Below are 15,709 nucleotides of genomic sequence, written 5' to 3'. Positions count from 1 at the left end.
CGGGTTCAACGCGGACCGACCGTTTTTGTTTCCCGGGTGCGAGCCGCGCCACCACCCTGCTTGAAGGGCTTCATGAGCAGCTTGTGGGCCGGCTGCTCCACCGCGCGGGTGAGCACCCACCCGAGGAGCGTGCCCGTCACCAGCATCGCCAGGGTCTGCGTGATGGTGTCGACCCCCACGTCCTGCAGCTTGCGCAGCACGATGTAGCCGATGGCCTGGTGCATCAGGAAGGTGCCGTAGGAGATGCCGGCGAACCAGCTGATCGCGCGTCGCGCGGGCTGCGGCATCGCCATGTCGGGGGAGCGCGCGACCAGCGCGATCAGGCACATGCCGATGGCCACGGCCACCGACGAGCCGGTGTCGGCCAGCAGACCTTCGGGCGTGCGCGTGTAGTTGTGCACTTCCTGCGCCGCCATGCAGAGCGCCAGCAGAGCCGCGAAGTGCGGGGTGCTCAGGCGCTTGACCGACCACATCCAGATCGCCACTCCCGCGACGAACAGGTGCCAGCGGTGCATGCCGACCCCGTCGACCACGGTCCGGTAGGTCTCGTCGATCGGCTCGGCGATCCGGATCGGCCACTGCGCCAGCGGTACCAGCACCGCCACCCACAGCACGATCACGATCCTGCGACCGTGGCCCCACCAGCTCCGGTAGAGCAGGGCGGCGACGGTGAAGCCCATCAGCTGCAGCGGCACCGTCCAGTGCGAGCCGTCGATGAAGGGGTAGAACTGCGGCTTCCAGTGCCACAGCATCAGCAGGTTGGCTCGCAGGTCCTCGGGCAGGGGGAAGAACCAGCCCTCGATCGGGAACGCCCGCAGCACGTAGTAGCTGACCACCACGGCCGCCAGGAACGACGGCAGCAGTCGGGCCACGCGGCCCCACCAGTAGCGGAGCAGGGAGCCGCGGCGGATCGTCACGCACGCGAAGTACGCGGAGACGACCAGCAGCAGGCTGGCCCCGACCTGATACGGGAACTCGAAGGTCCTCGGCTCCAGCTCGGGGTGGAGGAAGACGCTCAGGCTCGTGGAGTGATAGAGCATCACCAGCACCACGCAACCGGCTCGAACAAGATCCCAGCTGATCTTCCGGCGGCTCTGCCCACCGCCGGATCCGGCTGTCGTCACGCTTGTCGCTCTTCCTCTGCGCTAGTCCTCCGGCCAGCTTCACCCAGGAGAGCGTCTGTTGGCCATCGGGGCTGACACCCATTTTTGGTGCGCACGACCCGTATGGGTGTTCGAAGGGCGACCGGTGGTCGAATGGGCGTTCAGGAGGTGCGGGACGTGTCCTTGTTCTGGCGGGTGTTCCTGCTCAACGCCGCCGTGCTCACCGGAGCGACGGTGCTGCTGGTGCTCAGCCCGGCCACGGTGTCCACGCCGGTGCTGCCCGCCGAAGGCCTGATCCTGGTCGCCGGGCTGGTCGCGATGCTGGTGGCCAACGCGGTGCTGCTGCGCATCGGGTTCCTGCCGCTGCGGCGGCTGACCCGAGCGATGACCACCATCGACCTGCTGCGGCCGGGATCGCGGCCGCCGGTGTCCGGGCACGGGGGCATCGCGGACCTGATCATGGCGTTCAACGCGATGCTGGACCGGCTGGAGTTCGAGCGCGCCACCAGCAACGCCCAGGCGCTGTCCGCGCAGGAGGCCGAGCGCCGCCGCATCGCCCGCGAGCTCCACGACGAGGTCGGGCAGAGCCTGACCGCGGTGCTGCTGGAGCTCAGGCGGGTCGCGGACGAGGCGCCCGAGGCGGTGTCCGACGCGCTGCACCAGGTGCAGGAGACCACCCGCGACAGCCTCGACGAGATCCGCCGCATCGCCCGGCGGCTGCGCCCCGGGGTGCTGGAGGAGCTCGGCCTGGCCAGCGCGCTGAAGTCGCTCACCGGCGAGGTCCACGGCGTCGCCGCCCGGTGCCGGATCAAGGGCGAGCTGCCGGAGCTGGGCGAGGAGGTCGAGCTGGTCATCTACCGGGTGGCGCAGGAGAGCATCACCAACGCGGTCCGGCACTCCGGTGCGACCCGCATCCACCTGCTGGTGCACGTGGAGCCCTCGGAGGTCCGGTTGCGGGTGCGGGACAACGGCGCGGGCATCGGGGACTCCCCGGAAGGCGCCGGCATCCGGGGAATGCGGGAGCGCGCACTGCTGGCCGGGGCGACGCTGGCCGTCGAACCGGTCTCCGAGGGCGGCACTGAAGTCCGGCTCGACGTGCCGATCAACACCGGGGGCGGCCGATGACCGACACGACCCGCATCCTGCTGGCCGATGATCACGTGCTGGTCCGTCGCGGAGTCCGGCTGATCCTCGACAACGAACCCGACCTCGCCGTCGTGGCCGAGGCCGGCGACGGGGCCGAGGCCGTCGAGCTCGCGCAGGCCGGGGAGCTGGACCTGGCGATCCTCGACATCGCCATGCCCCGGCTGACCGGGTTGCAGGCGGCCCGGCAGCTCACCCGGCTGCAGCCGGACCTGCGCATCCTGATCCTGACGATGTACGACAACGAGCAGTACCTGTTCGAGGCGCTCAAGTCCGGTGCGTCCGGTTACGTGCTCAAGTCCGTCGCCGACCGCGACCTGGTGGAGGCGTGCCGCGCGGCCATGCGCGGCGAACCGTTCCTGTACCCGGGGGCGGTGACCTCGCTGATCCGCAGCTACCTCGACCGCGCGGGCCAGGGGGAGGCCGTTCCCGAACGGGCCATCACCGATCGGGAGGAGGAGATCCTCAAGCTCGTCGCCGAGGGGCACTCCTCGAAGGAGATCGCCGACCTGCTCGTCATCAGCATCAAGACGGTGGAGCGACATCGCTCCAACCTCATGGCGAAGCTGGGCATGAAGGACCGGTTGGAACTCACCCGTTACGCGATCCGTGCGGGGCTCATCGAACCGTGAGCCGTCACGGCGCGTACGAGAATGTTGTTCGCGAAACGACTTTCGCGCACGACCGGGTGGTGCGCCCGCTCTGAAAGGTCGAATCCGGTCGTTCGTACGGGTTAAAAAGCGACGAAACGCTCCGCGCTCGCCTGCGGCTTCGTGATCATGCGGTACCACCTGAAGTGCGAAACATCGCATCAGAGAAGGAGTTCGGAAATCGTGACCGCTCGACCGAAAATCCTGACCGTCTACCTCCTGCTGGTCTGCCGCTACGGGGCGGCCGCCGGCCGGGCCGCCGTTCACCCCTACACCGGTGGCAAGGGGAACCAGCGAGCCTGAAACGACCTCCCGGCCTAGGGATTCGGTGTGTCCGCCGCTGCTCGGGCGTAGCGATCGGCCAGCTGGGAGAAGGCGGTTCGGAGCTCCGGTGGTCCGATGACCTCCACCTCCGCGTCGTACTTCCCGAGCTCTGCGGCCAGTGCCTTCCACGACCACGATCCCAGCGTGAGCTTGCAGCGGTCGTCGGTCAGCTCCTCGACCACGCCGTCGTAGGTGTAGCGGGAAACCGTCCCCGCGGGCAGGTCGAGGACGACCTCTCCTTGGCACGGCCATGTTTCCGCCCCCTGGAACCTGGCCCTGACGAACGCGGCCACGTCGCCGCCGGGGAGTTCGCGCCGGGTGAAGCGCGGACCCGTCGGGACGCGCGGGGTGATCCGATCGGCGCGGAAGGTGCGCCAGTCATCGCGCTCCAGGTCCCAGGCGACGAGGTACCAGCGCCCGCCCCAGGTGATCAGGTGGTGCGGGTGGGTCCGGCGAGGCGCGGACGAGCCGGTGTAGTCGAACCGGAGCTCCTCCCGAGCGTGCACCGCGACGCTCAGGGCCATCAGGACCTCGCTGTCCACGCGCTGGGCGGTGCTGCGCTCGACCGCGGTGATCTGCAACGAATCGATCCGGTGGCGGAGCCGCGAGGGCATCACCTGGCGGAGGGTGATCAGCGCGCGGGCGGCGGCCTCCTCGATGCCCGCTCCCGCCGTGGTCGCGATGCGCAGCGCGATCGCGAGCGCGACCGCCTGGTCGTCGTCGAACAGCAGCGGCGGCAGGTTGCTGCCCGCTTCCAGCCGGTACCCGCCGTCCGGTCCTTTGACCGCCGCGATCGGGTAGCCCAGCTCCCGCAGCCGGTCGACATCGCGCCGAACCGTGCGGTCGCTGACCTCCAGGCGCTCGGCGAGCACCGAACCGGGCCAGTCCCGGCGCGCCTGGAGCAGCGACAGCAACGACAGCAATCGCGTCGAAGTTTTCCGCATGCACCCCATCGTGCCCGCAGTAGCGGACAGAAACTGACCGCTACCGGTGCCAAGCTGCTCTCATGACTGCTTCCCACACCGCACTCGACGTTGAGAAGGCCGACCTGCTCGCCGAGCTCGCCACCGTGCGCGGCCAGTTGCTCAACACCGTCCGAGGACTGACCGACGAACAGCTGGGCGAGCGCCCGACCAAGAGCGAGCTGTGCCTCGGCGGGATCGTCAAGCACGTCACGAGCACCGAGGAGTCGTGGCTGCGGTTCATCACCGACGGGCCGTCGGCGATGTCCTTCGCGCTGCCAGACGGAGTCACCTGGGGCGACATCGAGGCCGGCACGGCGCGCGAGTACCCGCAGTGGATGACCGACCGGATCAACGATTTCCAGATGCTGCCGGGTGACAGCCTCGAAGGGATCGTGCAGCGCTGCGAGAACGTCGCCGCCCGCACCGAGGAGATCGTGACCGCGCTGCCCGACCTGCTGATCACGCACCCGGTGCCCGACGCGCCCTGGAACGAACCCGGGACCGAGCTCAGCGCCCGCCGCGTGCTGCTGCACGTGATCTCCGAGATCGCGCAGCACGCCGGACACGCGGACATCATCCGCGAGACCATCGACGGCCAGACGACCACCTGAGCGCATGCCCGTTCTCGACACCCGCGCGCTCAACCGCGCGACGCTGGCCCGGCAGCTCCTGCTCCAACCGGCGGACCTCGCGCCCCGCGATGCCGTTGCGCACCTGTGCGGCGTGCAGGCACAGGAACCGCAGGAGCCGTTCGTCGGCCTCTGGTCCCGGATGCGCGTCTTCGATCCGGCGGAGCTCTCGGAGCTGCTGACCCGCCGGCGAGTGGTGCGGACGCACCTGATGCGCCGCACCATGCACCTGCTGGCCGCCGAGGACGTCCTGTCCTGGCGGTCCCGGCACGACGCGATGCTGTTGCAGCGGGTCCTCGGCGTCTACCGGCGCGAGCTCGAGGAGGTCGACCTCGGCGAGCTCGCGGCCGCGGGCCGGGAGGTGCTGGCGGAGGGCGAACCGCATTCGCAGTCCAAGCTCGCGAGAGCGATCGCCCACCGCTGGCCCGAGCAGAGCCTCCGCGCTCTGGGCGAAGCCGTGGTCGGAGCCCTGGTTCCCGTGGTGCAGCTGCCGCCGCGAGGTCTGTGGCGCACCAGCGGGGCGGCCCGTTACCTGCCGGTGTCCTCCTGGCTGGGCCGGGACGTCGACCAGGAGTCACCCGACGATCAGGTCGGCCGGGACCTGGTGCGCCGCTACCTCGCCGCGTTCGGCCCGGCCGCCACCGCCGACATCCGCGCCTGGTCGGGGCTGGCCGGCCTGCCGGGCGCGGTGAAGGCGGTGCGTGACGAGCTCGTGTCCTTCCGGGATGAACGCGGGCGTGAACTGCTGGATCTGCCCGACGCGCCGCGCCCGGACCCGGACGTGCCCGCGCCCGTGCGGTTCCTGCCCGCGTTCGACAACGCCATCCTCGGTTACGACGACCGCAGCCGGATCATCGACGACGAGCACCGCGGCCTGTCGGTGGCCGGCGAACGCGTCGTGCTGGTGGACGGTCGCGTCGCCGGGACCTGGAAGGTCGCCGGGGGAACCGTGAACATCGCTGCGCTGCACTCCTTCTCACGCGCCCAGCGTGCGGAGCTGGTCGAGCGGGGGAGCGCGCTGGCGCTGTTCCTCACCGACGGGGAGAGAGACCGCGCCCGCGTGACCTAGCCGGTTCAGGAGCGGAGCACCTCGTGCCTGGCACCGGACCTCGTCCGGTCCACGGCTGTGGCCTTCACGGCACGCCGCCGTTGGTCGACATGGATGTCGCGACGCCGACCCGCTGGTCGCGGCCTGTGCTGGCCCATGTCCTGACCACCGATGCGCCGTGAGATGGTGGCGTGGATCCTGACCGGTGTGCACAGTGGAGGCCATGGTGTTCCGCGTACCGACGCCCTCTGACGTCCTCGGCCTGGCGAAGTCCACGGTGGGCTGGGCAGCCGAAACGGCCACGGCCGCCGCCACCGCTCCGGTCCGGGTGCTGGGACTTCTCGGCGAGACCGAGAAGCTGGTCGGCCGCATCTCCACGGTGGTGGACCAGGTGGAAGACCTGGTCCAGCGCGCCGGCGGAACCGTCGCAGACGCCGAGGAGACGATCCAGGACGCCCGCGCGGTCGCAGTGGCGGCCGCTCCCATCGTGGCCGCAGCCGGCCAGGTCTCGACCATGGCGGAATCGGTCGTGCGGCGGGCCAACGGGATCTGCGACGACGCGGCCAACACCGTCGCCGAGGCGCAGCGCACCTCGGCCAACGCCGACGAGCTCCTCTCGCTGTACTCGCCCACGGCGAAGAAGGCCGCACCGCTGGTGGACAGGTTCGTCGAGGAGCTCTCCGATGCCGAGGTCGATGCGGCGATCCGCCTGGTCGACGAGCTTCCGCAGCTCACCGAGCACATCCTCACCGACATCCTGCCGATCTTGCGGACCCTGGACCGAGTCGGTCCCGAGATCCACGAGCTCCTCGAAGTCACCTACGACGTCCGCCGGGCGATCGCCGGCATCCCCGGGTTCCAGTTCTTCCGCCGCCGGGGCGAGGACAAGGTCGACGACGAGGAGCCCGCGAAGCCGCAGCCGATCGCCGCAGCGGAGTGACCACCATCAGGTCGTGACGGGGAGGGCCGAGGTCAGCTCTCCGACGGCTCCGCCGGAACGCATTCCTGGGCCGGAACCGACTGCCCCATGGGGATCGCCGGTGTGGCTGCGGTCAGCTCGGCGGCCACGACCGGTTGCAGCGGCTCGGCCATCGTCATGGCGGTCGGTGCGATCGCCGACGTGGCGGCCGACAGCGGGGAGTGCCCGTCGGTGAGCTGCGTTCCCGGGGTGGTGCGGACGCTCCAGACGACCACGTCGTCGGCGTTGCGGAGTTCAAGACCGTCGTCGCCGACGGTCAGCTGCGCGCCCGGATTGCCCGCCGTGCCGGTGGACCACACGGCGCCGCCGCGCTTGTCGTAGAGGACGAGGTCGCCGTCGTCGAGGAGCTTGCAGCGGCCGGTCCCGTGGAACTGGGTGTTCGACGCCCAGAGCGCACCACGCCCCTCGTTGCTGTAGAGGACCAGGTTCCCGTCGTCCTGATGGGTCAGCGTGTGACGGCCGGACGGGGAGGTCAGCGACTGGCGTCCCAGGGTCTGGCCGGGCAGCATCCGGTCACCGATCGCCGCCGGGCCGCCGGGGACGGCCGCAGTGCTGTCGGAGGTCCAGGCGATCTCGCCGTCGACGTCGGTGATGGTGACATTGCCGTCGTCGCGCACCACGAGCGTGGCGGCCGGTCGGACCGCGCCGGTGGACCAGATCCGCCTGCCGCTGGGGGCGAAGAGCACGAGGCCGTCGGTCTCGCGCAGCGCGCAGAGGGCGGTGTCCGCGCCGCAGGTGTTCGAGGCCCACCACGCCCGCATCGACTCGTTCTCGTAGAGCACGATGTTGCCGTCGTCCTGGTGCACCAACGAGAACCGGCCGTTCTCCGAGGTGAGCGATTCGCGGCGAAGCGTCTGCCCGGTGCGCATCTCGTGGCCGGTGGCGTAATCGCCCGGTGCGTAGTCGGGCGCGTCGAGCGGACCGCCGTCGCCTTCGTCGTCGTCCTCGTCGTCACCGTCGTCGGTCAGGATGAAGAAGTCCGTGACGAAGCAGGTGATCTCGCCGCCGGCGTTGCGCCCCACCCAGGTCGGGTAGTGGCCGTCGCCGCCGCCGGAGGAGCACACGACGACCACCGTCCGGTCCTGCTCGTCGGCGAGTCGTCCCGCGCCCGTGTAGTCCCGTTCCTCCAGGGCTTCCAGCACGCGGTCGACGTACTCCTCGTCGTCGCAGAAGGACAGGTTCGCCGCGTCGATGAAACCACCGGTGCCGCCGTCGACGGGGTAGCCGAAGTAGGAGTCGCCGTCCAGGGTCGAGGCGTCCTGGTCGCCCACCAGCGCCATCTCCCAGGAGGTCGCCGGCTCGTCGCGAACCTGGATCTTGATCGCCGCCACGGCCTGGTACCAGCTGAACTGATCGGGCTCGCCGAAGCGGGCCTCGGCGAGCACGACCGGGTAGGTGCCCGGCGGGACCTCCTGCACGAACGCTCCGTCGTCGGACGAACCGAACATGAAGGGCTCGCCGGCGTAGACCTTCCCGGAAGGCATCCACAGCGAGGTCTCCTGGCGCAGCTGGACGGTGGCGTCGCCGAGTCCGGGGATCGAGTGGCGGGATCCGTCGGTGAAGATCTGGTCGAAGTCGGGGGCGGGGATCGGCATGGGGGCTCTTCCGTTGTGATGTCGGGTTGTTCTCAACACGTGGCACGGGTCGCGTTCGGTTCGCCCCACGCGTCGGGTTCGGCCGAACGTCGGCCCCGGGAGGTCGCCGCGCGAACCCGCTGGACTCGCGCGGCGACCACAGGATGCCCCAGGTTCCGCATTTTCCCACTCTGCAGTTATCAAACAACAAGTGCCGCAGACATGTTGGGTCAACCGACCGTGGGGTCGGAGTGGCGTCCTCCGCCGAGGAATGGCGGGTCTCGTGATCTGGATGGCTCAACGAGCGCTGCCGAGGGTGCGTTCAACCAGCCGCACCAAGGCGGGCTGATGAGCACTGTGGACGGTTGAGCGCGAGTGTCGGGACGAGTGGCCGCGGAGGAAATCGGATTCGAACTCATGTGCTAAATGATGCCCGACGGCATTCGAAAGCGCGAGCGACAAGGCATCGCTAAATAGGGTGATCAAGACGATCACTCAGTGAAACGGTGTGGGCCGTAACCCGTTTCAGGCTTGCTCGGCCGAGTGGCGTTCCTCGGGTGGCAGCAGCGCCGGGTACCAGATGTCGGTGAGCGTTTCCGCGGGATCGGTGTCGCTGGTGTCCAACGTGCCCTGAACCGCCCAGCGGGTGAAGAAGCGCTCCAGCTGGGTCACCAGCAGTCCGACCCGCAAGCGCGCCTCATCGCCGCGCGAGGCGCCCCACCGCTGCAGGTATCGGGGCATCGCGGCGGGCAGCTCGGCGACCGCCGCCGTCGCGATCGGCCGGAAGGAGGGCTCCAGGGCCACCGCCTCGTCCCACACCGGCAGGATGTCTCGGTTCGCCTCGAACCAGTGGAGGGCGCGGCGCAGCCACTCGGTGAACCGGTCCCGCGAACCGCTGGCCAGGACCGCGTCCAGGTCGGCGTAGACCGAGACCGCGCGCTGCTGCGTCGTTTCGGCGCCGATCCGCCGCAGGACGTCGGGTTTGCCGTTGAAGTGCAGGTAGAAGGTCGCTCGGCTGCAGCCGACCTCGGAGGTGACGTCGTCGACCGTGACCGCAGCGTAGCCGCGCTCGACGAACAGCCGGCGGGCCGCATCCAGCAGCGCGGCGCGGGTCTGCTGCTTCTGCTGCTGCCGCAGCGTCAGGCGCTCGGTGTCGGTCACGGCCCCGACCATACAGCTGCCCACTCACTGGACACCACGTCAGCGAAATGGCAGAGTCGATCGCCGATCGCATCGCGACGAGGAGGTTGCCGATGGGTTCCGATCCGGTGGTCTGCATCATCGGCGCCGGGTGTTCCGGCTTCACCACGGCCAAGCGGCTCCGCGACGCCGGAGTTCGCTACGACTGCTTCGAAGAGTCCGACGACATCGGCGGGAACTGGTACTTCGACAACCCCAACGGCCGTTCCGCCTGCTACGAATCGCTGCACATCGACACCTCGACCACCCGGCTGCAGTTCGAGGACTTCCCGGCGACCGGTGCGTGGCCCGACTTCCCGCACCACACGCTGATCCACCGCTACTTCCGGGACTACGTCGAGCACTTCGGCCTGCGCGAGACCATCACCTTCAACACCCGCGTCGAGGCCGCCCGGCGAACCTCCGGCGGGAACTGGGAAGTCCGGCTGAGCAGCGGTGAGACGCGCGAGTACGACGCGCTGGTGGTCGCCAACGGTCACCACTGGGACCCGCGAACCCCGCAGTACCCGGGCGAGTTCGATGGGACGACCCTGCACAGCCACTCCTACCGCAGCCCGTTCTCACCGGTGGACATGCGCGGCAAGCGGGTCGTGGTGGTGGGCATGGGCAACTCCGCGCTGGACATCGCCGCGGAGCTGTCGCACCGCTCCATCGCCGAGCACGTCTGGGTTTCCGCACGTCGCGGGGTGTGGGTGCTGCCGAAGTACCGGGGCGGCAAGCCGGCCGACAAGCTGATGATGCCGCCGTGGATGCCCAAGCGGCTCGCGCTGCGCCTGGCGCGCAAGGCCATCAAGAACAACGTCGGCGCGATGCGGGACTACGGCCTGCCCGAACCCGACCACGAACCGCTGTCCGCGCACCCGTCGGTGAGCGTCGACTTCCTGGCCAAGGCGGGTTCCGGCGATCTGACCTGCGTCCCCGGCATCGAGCGGCTCGACGGCTCGGAAGTGCAGTGCACCGACGGCACCCGGATCGCGGCCGACGTGATCGTGTTCGCCACCGGCTACAACATGAGCTTCCCGTTCTTCGACGACCCTGAACTGCAACCCGATGCCGAGCACCGGTTCCCGCTGTTCAAGCGGATCCTCAAGCCCGGCATCGACAACCTGTACTTCGCCGGGCTCGCGCAGGCGTCGCCGACGATCGTCAACCTCGCCGAGCAGCAGAGCAAGCTCATCGCCGCGCACCTCACCGGGGAGTACCGGGCGCCCGCGAGGGCGGAGATGCGGCGGATGATGGCGCACGACGAGCGCAAGCATCTGCGGCAGTACTACGACGCACCTCGGCATACCATCCAACTCGACTTCGCCCGGTACGTGCGCGATCTCCACCGCGAGATCGCCGCAGGCAGAAAGCGAGCCACCCGATGAACGGTCACTGCGCACCCCGCTTCGCGCCGCTGCGCGACCTCCTGGAACGCCGGTTGGGCGAAGGCGAGGAACGCGGCGCCTCGATCTGCGTCGTCCAGGACGGCGAGACGGTGGTCGACATCTGGGGCGGCGAAGCCCGCGAGGGCGTGCCGTGGGAGAGGGACACGCTGGTCAACACCTTCTCGGTGACCAAGACGATGCTCGCCCTGGTCGTGCTCGGCCTGGCCGATGCGCAGGAGCTCGACCTGGACGCGCCGGTGGCCCGCTACTGGCCGGAGTTCGCCGCCGAGGGCAAGGACGAGGTGCTGGTCAGGCACGTTCTCGGGCACACCAGCGGACTTCCGGGCTGGGACGAGAAGATGACCGTGGCCGACCTCTACGACACGCGCCGGGCGGCGGCGCTGCTGGCCGCGCAGAAGCCGTGGTTCGAGCCGGGGAACGGGTCGGGCTACCAGGCGATCAGCCACGGCCACCTGCTCGGCGAGCTCGTGCAGCGGGTCACCGAGCGGTCCGCCGGAACCGTGCTGCGCACCGACTACGCCGAACCGCTGGGTGCCGATTACTGGCTCGGCGCGCCGGAATCCGCGGACGAGCGGGTCGCGGTCCTCAAATCGCCGCCGCACGCGCCCGACCTCGGCGAGTTCGGGCAGCGGGCGCTGCTCAACCCGCTGTTCTCGATGAAGGTGACCACCACGCGGGAGTTCCTCGGCGCCGAGCTCGGCGGGTTCAACGGCCAGGGCAACGCCCGCTCGGTCGCGCGCCTGCAGTCGCTGGTCTCGCACGGGGGCACCCTCGACGGCAGGACCTACCTGTCGCCGGAGACCGTGGAGCGGATCTTCGAGGTCCAATCCGATTCCCCGGACCGGGTTCTCGGTCACCGCATCCCCTTCGGCATGGGGTACGCGCTGCCCACACCTGATCTCATGCCCACGCCGTCCGGGCGGATCTGCTGGTGGGTCGGCCACGGAGGCGCCGTGGTGGTCAACGACCTCGACCGGCGGATGACCATGGCCTACACGATGAACAAGATGGCCGCCGAGCTCGTCGGGGCGGCCAAGACCCGCGAGTACGTGCGCACGACCTACGAGTGCGTCGCGGACTGAGGACATGACGACGCCGGCGACCCGCGGGGCCGCCGGCGTCGTGGGCGATCAGGCTCCGAAGCCCTTGAAGAGGGTGGTGAACTCGAAGGGCTGCTGCTCGATGCTGCTGCACGTCGGCGACACGGCGCCGCCCGGGCAGCCGCCGTTGTCGCGGCCCGCGGACCAGAAAGACAGCAGGCCGATGCCGTTGGCGTTGGCCCAGTCCAGCAGCTGGCGGGCGTGGTCCTGGGTGAAGATGTTGCCGTTGAAGTTGCGGCCGATCATCGGCGTCACGCCCAGGCGGGCCTTGAGGTCGGCGTCGCTGAGGTCGGGCCAGATCTCCTTCATCTGCTTCAGGGTGCTCTCGGCGGCCGCGATCACCGCGTCGCCCCACGGCTTCTGCGAGCCGAACTCCATGGCCATCGGGTTGACCAGCACGTCGACCCCGTGCGCGGCGGCGCTCTGCAGCACCTGCAGCGAGTAGGGGTCGAGGCCGGTCTCATCGGCCTGGACGCGCAGCGTGTAGCTGACCTTGGTGCCGCGCTCGGCTTGGAGCTTGGCGAGCGCCTCGTTGACGACGTCGTGCGGGATGGTCGCCTCGACGTCGACGTCGAGGTGGTTGGCGCCGGTCGCGTCGAGGATCGTCTTGTAGGCGCCCAGCAGCTCGTCGGCGGTGCCGCACACGCTCTCCAGGTACGGGCCCATGGCGCCGCCGGTGGCGACGATGACGTCGCCGCCCATGGCGCGCAGTTCGTCGATCTGGCCCTTGATGGCCGGGTCGTCGACGGCCCGCTCGCCACCCCACATCGGGGTGCAGCCGGCGGCGCTGCCGAGCACGAAGGCGAGCGTGAAGTGCTGCTGGCCGGTGGCCTTGGCGACCTCGGCCAGGGTGGGCTTCTCCTGCATCACGTCGATGTAGGGAGCGGACTTGATCTCGGCGGGGGCTTCCTGGGCGAGGGCGGAACCCGCGGCCAGCGGGAGCATCGAGCCCGCGAGAAGGGCGGTGACGAGCTTTCGGGGAATGCGCATGGTGCTACTCCGGGGGCTCACTGGAACTCGGCGATGATCTTGGTGAATTCGTAGGGCTGCTGCTCGACGCTGCTGCACTTGCCGTCAGCCCATCCGCCGGGCTGGGTGCAGACGCGGTCGCGGTTGAGCGCCCAGTAGGAGAGGCGGCCGATCTGCTTCTGCTCGGCGTAGTCCAGCAGCGCGCGGAAGGTGTCCGGCGTGAACAGCTCGGACGGCTGGTCGGTGTGACCGTTCATGAGGATCACGCCGGTGCGCGCGTAGGCCGCGGCGTCGTCGAACTCGGGGTGCAGCTCGCGCAGCTGCTTGTGGAACGCCTCGGCGACCGAGATGGCGCTGTTGGCCATGTCCTGCCCGGGGCCGCCGTAGTCGAAGTCCATGATCTTGAACAGGTCGATCTCGGCGCCCATGTCCTTGGCGCGCTGGATCTCGGCCTTGCCCGCTTCGTTGAGCCCGACGGTGGTCATCGGCAGCGTCAACGTGACGTGCAGGTCGGGGTTGCGCTCCTTGAGCATCTTGATGGCTTCGAAGCGCTTGGTCTCGCCTGCCACGTCGCCGAGGTCGTCGCCCTCGATGTCGAGGTCGATGTGCGTCAGTTCGTACTTGTCGATGACCTGCTGGTAAGCGTCCGCCAGGGCGGTGGCGTCGGCGCACGCGGTCGCGAGCTCGATGCCGTTGTAGCCGCCGAAGGACACCGAGATGTTGCCGCCCGCGGCGCGCACCGCGTCGGCCTTGGCCTTCACGGCGGTGTCGGTGGCGATCTCCTGGCCGACCTTGCCGTCCCAGGTGGGGGTGCAGGAGTCGGTGGAGGGGGCCAGGGCGAAGGCGAAGATGTAGTCCTTCTGCCCGCTGGTCTGGATCGCCTCGGCGATGTCCTGCGGTTCGTTGTCCAGCGGCATGTAGTACGGCGCGGCCTTGAGCTCACCGGGCGCGGCCTGCGCCGTCATGGCTCCGGCGATCGGCAGCATCAGCAGGCCGGCGGCCAGCGCCGCCCAGCGGATCGGTTTCCTCGTCACAGGGTTCTCCCCTCATGGCGACCCGGCCTGTCGGTCGGGTCGTGAATCGATCCGGAAGCGCGGCGCGCTCGGCCCCGGATTTCGCACTGCGGAGATCTCCGCTACCGGCGCGGTGGAAAGTATGTGCACCACGCCACAGAGTCAATGGGTCTAGACCACTTTGGCGGGACTACGCAACGCCTCTGGACCGGGCGCGCCATCGGCGGCGTCCCTGTGTCGCAGCGGGTTCCGCCGGACGCCGCGCCACGTCGTTCCAGGGCAGCCCGGCGTTAGCGGATTCCGGCGGTGCGAAGGATCACGATCTGCCAGCGGTCCCCACCACGCGGACGACCGCCCGCCACTTGATCCGTTTCTCCTGCGCACGGCCGGATGGCGGGTGCTTCGCCCGGTTCCGGGAGGTCCAGCGGCGGGGATCTAGGGTGACCGCCCATTGCCGCAGTACCCACTCGAAGGAGTGATCGGCTCCCCATGTCGAACGCCAACCCAACTCCGAGGCGCACCGCGTTGGTGGCGGCTGCCGCGCTCTCCACCGTGATGCTCGGCAGCACCCCGGCCACCGCTGAGCCCGAGTCGGGCGAGGCGTCGCAGGCGGCGCAGAAGCTGCGCGAGCTGTCCCGCCAGGCCGAGGTGATCACCGAGGACTACAAGAAGGCGCAGGACGATCACGCGGCCAAGCGCCACGACCTCGACCGGTTCAACGCCGAAGCCCAGCAGGCGGACCGGGTCGCCGGCGAAGCGCGCGTGCAGGAGGAGCAGCTGCGCGGCCAGGTCGACCGGCTGAGCAAGGCCTCCTACAAGGGCTCGCAGATGAACTCGATCGCCGCGGTCCTCGGCAGCGAGACCCCGGACGCGTTCCTGGACCGGGCCTCCACGCTCGACCTGATGGCGCAGCACAACTCCGAGTCCGTGCGCGCCTACGCCGACGCCACGCACCGCGCGGAGAGCGCCCGCCGCCAGGCATGGGACGCGCGCGCCGGTGCCGCCAAGGCCGAGTCCGACGCCGCGCGGCTGGAGGGCGACATCGCCGGCCGCAAGAAGGAGATGGACTCCCAGGTCGCCAAGGTCAAGCAGCAGTACAACGAGCTCAGCGAGAAGGACAAGGACGCGCTGTCCGGCGTGGAGAGCGCCGTGGGTCAGCTCGCCGGTTCGGGTGCGGCGATCAAGGCGGTCAACGCCGCCCTGGGCAAGCAGGGCTCGCCGTACGTGTTCGGAGCCAAGGGCCCCGAGGAGTTCGACTGCTCGGGGCTGGTGCAGTGGGCCTACAAGCAGGCGGGCGTCGACCTGCCGGGCTCGACGCGCTCGCAGGTGTCGGCCGGCCGCTCGGTGTCGCAGTCGGAGATGAAGCCCGGCGACATCGTCTTCTTCTACAGCTCCGCCAGCCACGACGGCATCTACATCGGCAACGGCAAGATCGTGCACGCCCCGACCGAGGGCCAGGACGTCACCGTCGAAGAGGTCGAGTACATGGGTGAGGTCCACTCGGTGCGTCGCGTCGCCGGCTGACAGGCCGGTTGGGCGCAGCGGGTGGAGTTCCGGCATTTCGCGACCGCACCGAAATCGGCTCCGCTACAGTGTGTGCTGGCATGATCACTGAAAGCCA

Annotated in this window: 14 protein-coding genes; 8 read left to right on the top strand and 6 right to left on the bottom strand. The window is 69.6% G+C overall.

The window, feature by feature from the left end:
- Positions 1 to 5: 5 nt before the first annotated feature.
- Positions 6 to 1,124 (bottom strand): acyltransferase family protein, encoded by a 1,119-nt coding sequence (locus KBO27_RS28180; protein WP_307870670.1) that lies wholly within the window; start codon positions 1,122 to 1,124, stop codon positions 6 to 8.
- A 156-nt stretch (positions 1,125 to 1,280) separates the two neighbouring features.
- Here KBO27_RS28180 and KBO27_RS28175 point away from each other — a divergent pair, with 156 nt between their 5' ends.
- Both KBO27_RS28175 and KBO27_RS28170 read left to right on the top strand, forming a co-directional pair.
- The gene (locus KBO27_RS28175) at positions 1,281 to 2,228 is read left to right on the top strand and encodes a HAMP domain-containing sensor histidine kinase (protein ID WP_210972885.1); all 948 of its coding nucleotides are present in this window, start codon (positions 1,281 to 1,283) and stop codon (positions 2,226 to 2,228) included.
- Entirely contained in the window at positions 2,225 to 2,878 is a 654-nt protein-coding gene (locus KBO27_RS28170) for a response regulator (RefSeq protein ID WP_210972884.1), read from the top strand. The genes KBO27_RS28175 and KBO27_RS28170 overlap by 4 nt, the downstream gene beginning before the upstream one ends.
- A gap of 335 nt (positions 2,879 to 3,213) precedes the next feature.
- On the opposite strand, the gene KBO27_RS28165 is transcribed toward KBO27_RS28170, so the two are convergent.
- Positions 3,214 to 4,164, bottom strand: a complete 951-nt coding sequence (locus KBO27_RS28165) for a helix-turn-helix transcriptional regulator (RefSeq protein ID WP_210972883.1) — start codon at positions 4,162 to 4,164, stop codon at positions 3,214 to 3,216.
- 62 nt (positions 4,165 to 4,226) lie between these two features.
- Here KBO27_RS28165 and KBO27_RS28160 point away from each other — a divergent pair, with 62 nt between their 5' ends.
- The 3 genes from KBO27_RS28160 to KBO27_RS28150 all read left to right on the top strand — a co-directional run bounded on the left by KBO27_RS28160 (position 4,227) and on the right by KBO27_RS28150 (position 6,802).
- Positions 4,227 to 4,796 carry a DinB family protein gene (locus KBO27_RS28160; RefSeq protein ID WP_210972882.1) on the top strand — a complete coding sequence of 190 codons (570 nt, stop codon included), beginning with the start codon at positions 4,227 to 4,229 and terminating at the stop codon, positions 4,794 to 4,796.
- 4 nt (positions 4,797 to 4,800) lie between these two features.
- The gene (locus KBO27_RS28155) at positions 4,801 to 5,883 is read left to right on the top strand and encodes a winged helix DNA-binding domain-containing protein (protein WP_210972881.1); all 1,083 of its coding nucleotides are present in this window, start codon (positions 4,801 to 4,803) and stop codon (positions 5,881 to 5,883) included.
- Positions 5,884 to 6,067: 184 nt separating this feature from the next.
- Positions 6,068 to 6,802 carry a hypothetical protein gene (locus KBO27_RS28150; protein WP_307870669.1) on the top strand — a complete coding sequence of 245 codons (735 nt, stop codon included), beginning with the start codon at positions 6,068 to 6,070 and terminating at the stop codon, positions 6,800 to 6,802.
- A 32-nt stretch (positions 6,803 to 6,834) separates the two neighbouring features.
- Here the strand turns inward: KBO27_RS28150 and KBO27_RS28145 are convergent, their stop codons facing one another.
- Together KBO27_RS28145 and KBO27_RS28140 are read right to left on the bottom strand one after the other, a co-directional pair.
- A complete protein-coding gene (locus KBO27_RS28145) occupies positions 6,835 to 8,436 on the bottom strand; it encodes a DUF4241 domain-containing protein (protein WP_210972880.1) in 1,602 nt (533 codons plus the stop codon).
- Between the two features lie 504 nt (positions 8,437 to 8,940).
- Positions 8,941 to 9,576, bottom strand: coding sequence for a TetR/AcrR family transcriptional regulator (locus tag KBO27_RS28140; protein ID WP_307870668.1), 636 nt, complete (start codon positions 9,574 to 9,576; stop codon positions 8,941 to 8,943).
- A 92-nt stretch (positions 9,577 to 9,668) separates the two neighbouring features.
- Between KBO27_RS28140 and KBO27_RS28135 the strand changes: the two genes are divergently transcribed.
- Together KBO27_RS28135 and KBO27_RS28130 are read left to right on the top strand one after the other, a co-directional pair.
- Positions 9,669 to 10,985 (top strand): flavin-containing monooxygenase, encoded by a 1,317-nt coding sequence (locus tag KBO27_RS28135; protein WP_210972879.1) that lies wholly within the window; start codon positions 9,669 to 9,671, stop codon positions 10,983 to 10,985.
- The gene (locus KBO27_RS28130) at positions 10,982 to 12,088 is read left to right on the top strand and encodes a serine hydrolase domain-containing protein (RefSeq protein ID WP_210972878.1); all 1,107 of its coding nucleotides are present in this window, start codon (positions 10,982 to 10,984) and stop codon (positions 12,086 to 12,088) included. The genes KBO27_RS28135 and KBO27_RS28130 overlap by 4 nt, the downstream gene beginning before the upstream one ends.
- Before the next feature lie 48 nt (positions 12,089 to 12,136).
- On the opposite strand, the gene KBO27_RS28125 is transcribed toward KBO27_RS28130, so the two are convergent.
- Positions 12,137 to 13,096: a chitinase gene (locus KBO27_RS28125; protein ID WP_210972877.1), complete on the bottom strand. Its 960-nt coding sequence runs from the start codon at positions 13,094 to 13,096 to the stop codon at positions 12,137 to 12,139.
- 17 nt (positions 13,097 to 13,113) lie between these two features.
- The gene (locus tag KBO27_RS28120; RefSeq protein WP_210972876.1) at positions 13,114 to 14,109 is read right to left on the bottom strand and encodes a chitinase; all 996 of its coding nucleotides are present in this window, start codon (positions 14,107 to 14,109) and stop codon (positions 13,114 to 13,116) included.
- A 468-nt stretch (positions 14,110 to 14,577) separates the two neighbouring features.
- Here KBO27_RS28120 and KBO27_RS28115 point away from each other — a divergent pair, with 468 nt between their 5' ends.
- Positions 14,578 to 15,612 carry a C40 family peptidase gene (locus KBO27_RS28115; RefSeq protein WP_210972875.1) on the top strand — a complete coding sequence of 345 codons (1,035 nt, stop codon included), beginning with the start codon at positions 14,578 to 14,580 and terminating at the stop codon, positions 15,610 to 15,612.
- Positions 15,613 to 15,709 lie beyond the last annotated feature (97 nt).

Origin of the sequence: Saccharopolyspora endophytica, from assembly GCF_018070075.1 — a bacterium.
In the GTDB taxonomy this organism is placed as follows: Bacteria; Actinomycetota; Actinomycetes; order Mycobacteriales; family Pseudonocardiaceae; genus Saccharopolyspora; species Saccharopolyspora endophytica.
This window is presented reverse-complemented; position numbering and strand designations above follow the sequence as displayed.

Coding starts and splice junctions, on each gene's coding strand:
- KBO27_RS28170 (WP_210972884.1), top strand. CDS start 2,225: ATGACCGACACGACCCGCATCCTGCTGGCCGATGATCACGTGCTGGTC.
- KBO27_RS28165 (WP_210972883.1), bottom strand. CDS start 4,164: ATGCGGAAAACTTCGACGCGATTGCTGTCGTTGCTGTCGCTGCTCCAG.
- KBO27_RS28160 (WP_210972882.1), top strand. CDS start 4,227: ATGACTGCTTCCCACACCGCACTCGACGTTGAGAAGGCCGACCTGCTC.
- KBO27_RS28155 (WP_210972881.1), top strand. CDS start 4,801: ATGCCCGTTCTCGACACCCGCGCGCTCAACCGCGCGACGCTGGCCCGG.
- KBO27_RS28145 (WP_210972880.1), bottom strand. CDS start 8,436: ATGCCGATCCCCGCCCCCGACTTCGACCAGATCTTCACCGACGGATCC.
- KBO27_RS28135 (WP_210972879.1), top strand. CDS start 9,669: ATGGGTTCCGATCCGGTGGTCTGCATCATCGGCGCCGGGTGTTCCGGC.
- KBO27_RS28130 (WP_210972878.1), top strand. CDS start 10,982: ATGAACGGTCACTGCGCACCCCGCTTCGCGCCGCTGCGCGACCTCCTG.
- KBO27_RS28125 (WP_210972877.1), bottom strand. CDS start 13,096: ATGCGCATTCCCCGAAAGCTCGTCACCGCCCTTCTCGCGGGCTCGATG.
- KBO27_RS28115 (WP_210972875.1), top strand. CDS start 14,578: ATGTCGAACGCCAACCCAACTCCGAGGCGCACCGCGTTGGTGGCGGCT.